Genomic DNA, 4558 nt, shown 5'->3' with positions numbered 1-4558 from the left:
ACAACCAAGATTAACAATTAATTGAATACCATGTCACTTTAGATGCAAGGCTAGTGGTACGATGGAGTTGAAATGAACAAATATAGATGAAAAATCGAGCATAATACGCGATTTCAGCCGATTTCAACGAAATTATATATGAAATTTCATACATATTGAGATGGGCGCACCAAATATTACAATACAAATCAACTCAATATGTACTGTGTCACCACACCACCGTGAGCACAAATCCATAGTTACCCGCAGCAAGCAAGTAGTGCAAGCTAACCGTACTCAAGGTCATATGATAAATCACCGCACAATAGAGCATAGAGCACGTCTAAAGATTACCTCAGTTACACCGTAATTGTCTGTCCAGTTTACGGATTTCTACGTATTGGACCCTATTCATGCCTTCCATTACGACAAATGAGGGACAGGGAGCGGAGGGATCTTCAGTTTGGGAGGTGGAGAAATTTTGCGAATGTATGTTCGAAAAAACGCTTGGCAAACATTCCAAAACAAGGTACAATGATATACGAAAGCAGTTACGACAGAGCCGAAGTATACTGAATTCAGTAACTTTAAGAAGTAATTAATGATTTATATAACATTTAAGGATGTGAGCTGATTGTCAGATCGTAAAGCAGCGCTGGAGATGGCGCTTCGCCAAATAGAAAAGCAATTCGGTAAAGGTTCGATTATGAAGCTTGGAGAATCGACGCACATGCAAGTCGAGATCGTTCCAAGCGGATCGATTGCTCTGGATATTGCCCTTGGTACAGGTGGACTTCCACGCGGACGGATTATTGAAGTATACGGGCCGGAGTCTTCCGGTAAAACGACGGTAGCGCTGCACGCGATCGCTGAAGTTCAGAAGATCGGTGGACAAGCTGCCTTCATCGACGCCGAGCATGCGCTGGATCCTTCCTATGCCAGCAAGCTGGGTGTCAACATTGATGAACTCCTGCTGTCCCAGCCGGATACAGGGGAACAAGCCTTGGAGATCGCTGAAGCGCTCGTGCGAAGCGGTGCAGTGGACATTATCGTTATCGACTCCGTTGCGGCATTGGTGCCTAAAGCGGAAATCGAAGGCGAAATGGGGGACTCGCACGTTGGCTTGCAAGCTCGCCTGATGTCTCAAGCGCTGCGGAAGCTGTCGGGGGCCATCAGCAAGTCGAAGACGATTGCGATCTTCATCAACCAGCTGCGTGAGAAAGTTGGCGTCATGTTCGGGAACCCGGAGACAACGCCAGGGGGGCGTGCGCTGAAATTCTATTCAACGATTCGTTTGGATGTACGCCGCGTTGAGACGATCAAGATGGGTAACGATATGGTCGGTAACCGGACACGGATTAAGGTTGTAAAGAACAAGGTTGCGCCTCCTTTTAAACAGGCTGAAATCGACATTATGTACGGAGAAGGTATTTCTAAGGAAGGCAGCATTCTCGATATCGGAACGGAACTGGATATCGTGGATAAGAGCGGTGCTTGGTATTCGTATGCCGGCGAACGTCTAGGACAAGGCCGTGAGAACGCGAAGCAATTCTTGAAGGAGCATCCGGAGATTGCGAATGCAATTGAGCAGAAGATCCGCGAATCCAGCAATCTGACAACGTCAGTAGCTCCGGCTTCCGCCAGCGATCTGGAAGCGGAGTTTGCGGAAGAGCAAGCGTTGTTTGCAGAAGAATAAGCTTGTTAAGCTGTAACATCAAGCGCTCTGATCGCGGCAATATGCCGGGTCAGGGCGCTTTTGCAGTAGTTAAGGAAGTTAAAGATTCGCCTAAGGTGCAGACAGGAGGGACAGGATGTGAGTACATGGGGACAATCGCGCAGGAAAGTTGCGGGGAGAAGAGATGGAGTTAACTCTGGTGAACGAAGAGAGGACGAAATCGTAGACATCTCCGATGAGGCGTTCTGGGAACCGCGACCGAGGGATATCGGCTGGGATTCAAAACGAGAGAAGACAGAAGAGGAAGTTTCGGCCGGATTGGATGCTTTCCCCGAGGACACCGAGCTGGAGATTACGTCCGTATTGATGCTGAAGCGGCCGAAGCATCGTTATCGGATCTCTTTTGGGGCATATGCGCTGGAAGTTCACGAGGATGTGATGATTAAATACCGCATGATCAAAGGGGCGGTATTTACAAAAGAAGAACTGGAGGAAATCGTAGCAGCCGACGAGCGCCAACAGGGGTATGCCGACGCGTTGAAATATTTAAGCTTAAAGCCGCGAACCACCTATGAAATTGCACTACGTCTAGGCGAGAAAGGCTGGGGCGAAGAGACGATTCAAGATGTGCTTACCCGATTGCAATCGGAAGGTTACGTTAATGACGCTGCATACGCACAGGAATGGGCTTCTCAGCGCGTGAAATTGCGCGGGAAGGGGAAACTGTGGGTCAAGCATGAATTGCGCCAGAAGGGGATTTCCAAGGCGTATATCGAGGAGGCGCTTGGTGAGGTCAGCGAAGAGGACGAGTTTGAGAGTGCCTTGCAGCTGGGCATGAAGAAGTGGCGTTCAACCACAGGGGAATTGCTTGACCGAAAACGTAAAACCGGGGCGTTCCTGCAGCGCCGCGGATATAGTGGAAGCGTCGTATCCCGGGTTATGCGGGAACTGGGCAACCGCGAAGAAATGCATGGAATGGATGAATGGGACGAAGAATAACAGGGCGAGGTAACTCCTGTCATTTGCTTGACAATATCTTTTCACAAATAATAAAATGAATTTGAGTCCATACCTTGAGGACCCTTTTTTTCCTTCCAAAATTATGGATCTGAAGGTATAGGATTTATGTTCTCCAATCAGGCAAAGTGCGTCCGCTGGGCTACTGCGGAGGAGTCATGCTTTTGCAGCATGAAGTGCTGAGCTGAAAGGGCAAGTCATGAATTCTTTGTATGGAATGATGAACCTAAGAAACGAAAAGTAACTACAACTGCAAACATCCCAAGGAATGCCTTGGAGGAAACAACGGGGAGGTGAACAGATGCACCCAGTAATCTGGATCGTTCTCGTTGCAGCCGCTTTATTCTTTGGGTTCGTGATCGGGTATTTTATTCGCAAGTCTCTTGCCGAAGCTAAAATTTCCAGTGCAGAGCACGCGGCCAGCCAAATCCTAGAGAATGCTAGGAAGGACGCGGAAGCACTGAAAAAGGAAACGGTTCTGGAAGCCAAAGACGAAGTCCACAAGCTCAGAGCCGAAGCTGATAAAGACATTCGTGAACGTCGGAATGAAATACAACGACAAGAAAGACGATTGTTGCAAAAAGAAGAGTCGCTGGATAAAAAATTAGAATCGCTTGAACGTAAAGAAGAGCAAGTGGTCAGCAAAGAGAAACGGATCGAAGAAACCCAGCAACAAATCGACTTGATCTATAAGAGTCAGGTTCAGGAACTCGAACGGATTTCCAACCTTACCATGGAAGATGCCCGTACGATCATTTTGAACAACGTAGAGCAGGAAGTTCGCCATGAAACGGCGCAGATGATTAAAGATATTGAACAGCAAGCGAAGGAAGAAGCGGATAAGAGATCCCGCGAGATCATTACGCTGGCCATTCAACGCTGCGCAGCTGATCATGTGGCGGAAACAACTGTTTCCGTCGTAACACTGCCAAACGAAGAAATGAAAGGACGGATTATCGGTCGGGAAGGCCGGAATATTCGTGCTCTCGAAACATTGACCGGGATCGATCTCATTATCGACGATACACCGGAAGCGGTGATTCTGTCGGGCTTTGACCCGATTCGCCGCGAAATTGCTCGGACCGCCTTGGAGAAATTGGTGGCGGACGGTCGGATTCATCCAGCCCGGATCGAAGAGATGGTCGAGAAATCTCGGAGAGAAGTGGACGAACGGATTCGCGAATATGGCGAGCAGGCTACGTTCGAGGTGGGCGTACATGCTTTGCACCCGGATTTGATCAAGATCTTGGGACGTCTCAAGTTCCGGACAAGCTACGGCCAAAACGTCCTGAAACACTCGATGGAAGTCGCTTATCTGGCCGGATTAATGGCTGGAGAGCTGGGCGAAGACATCACTCTTGCCAAACGGGCAGGCTTGCTGCACGATATCGGCAAAGCGCTTGATCATGAAGTGGAAGGATCTCATGTCGAAATCGGCGTGGAATTGGCTAAGAAATACAAAGAACATCCGGTGGTTATCAACAGCATTGCCTCTCACCACGGCGATTGTGAAGCCACCTCAGTCATTGCCATGTTGGTTGGCGCAGCCGATGCTTTGTCGGCAGCAAGACCGGGAGCGCGTCGGGAAACGCTCGAAACCTACATTCGTCGGTTGGAGAAGCTTGAGGAAATTTCCGAATCGTTTGAAGGCGTCGAGAAATCGTTTGCCATTCAGGCGGGCCGCGAGGTTCGCGTAATGGTACAGCCGGATAAGATTGACGACGCGGAAGCATTCCGCTTGGCGCGTGACATTACGAAGACGATTGAAAATGAACTGGATTATCCAGGTCATATCAAAGTAACCGTCATCCGCGAAACGCGGGCGGTTGAATACGCCAAGTAAAGGTTATGCTGAAAAGTGGCCCCTCGGGGGGCCGCTTTTTCATT

General features: G+C 49.1%; 3 protein-coding genes. All 3 read left to right on the top strand.

The window, feature by feature from the left end:
* Nucleotides 1–613: 613 nt before the first annotated feature.
* The 3 genes from recA (at nucleotide 614) to rny (ending at nucleotide 4514) form a co-directional block, all read left to right on the top strand.
* Entirely contained in the window at nucleotides 614–1675 is a 1062-nt protein-coding gene (gene recA / locus PBA01S_RS22340) for a recombinase RecA (RefSeq protein ID WP_016312377.1), read from the top strand.
* 117 nt (nucleotides 1676–1792) lie between these two features.
* On the top strand, nucleotides 1793–2653 hold the full coding sequence (locus PBA01S_RS22335) for a regulatory protein RecX (RefSeq protein ID WP_127576767.1): 861 nt from the start codon (nucleotides 1793–1795) through the stop codon (nucleotides 2651–2653).
* A gap of 319 nt (nucleotides 2654–2972) precedes the next feature.
* Nucleotides 2973–4514 (top strand): ribonuclease Y, encoded by a 1542-nt coding sequence (gene rny, locus PBA01S_RS22330; protein WP_009223084.1) that lies wholly within the window; start codon nucleotides 2973–2975, stop codon nucleotides 4512–4514.
* Nucleotides 4515–4558 lie beyond the last annotated feature (44 nt).

It is taken from the genome of Paenibacillus barengoltzii NBRC 101215 (assembly GCF_004000745.1).
In the GTDB taxonomy this organism is placed as follows: domain Bacteria; phylum Bacillota; class Bacilli; order Paenibacillales; family Paenibacillaceae; genus Fontibacillus; species Fontibacillus barengoltzii.
Note: the sequence above shows the minus strand (reverse complement) of the source record. Positions and strands in the feature narration are given on the sequence as shown.

Coding starts and splice junctions, on each gene's coding strand:
- rny (WP_009223084.1), top strand. CDS start 2,973: ATGCACCCAGTAATCTGGATCGTTCTCGTTGCAGCCGCTTTATTCTTT.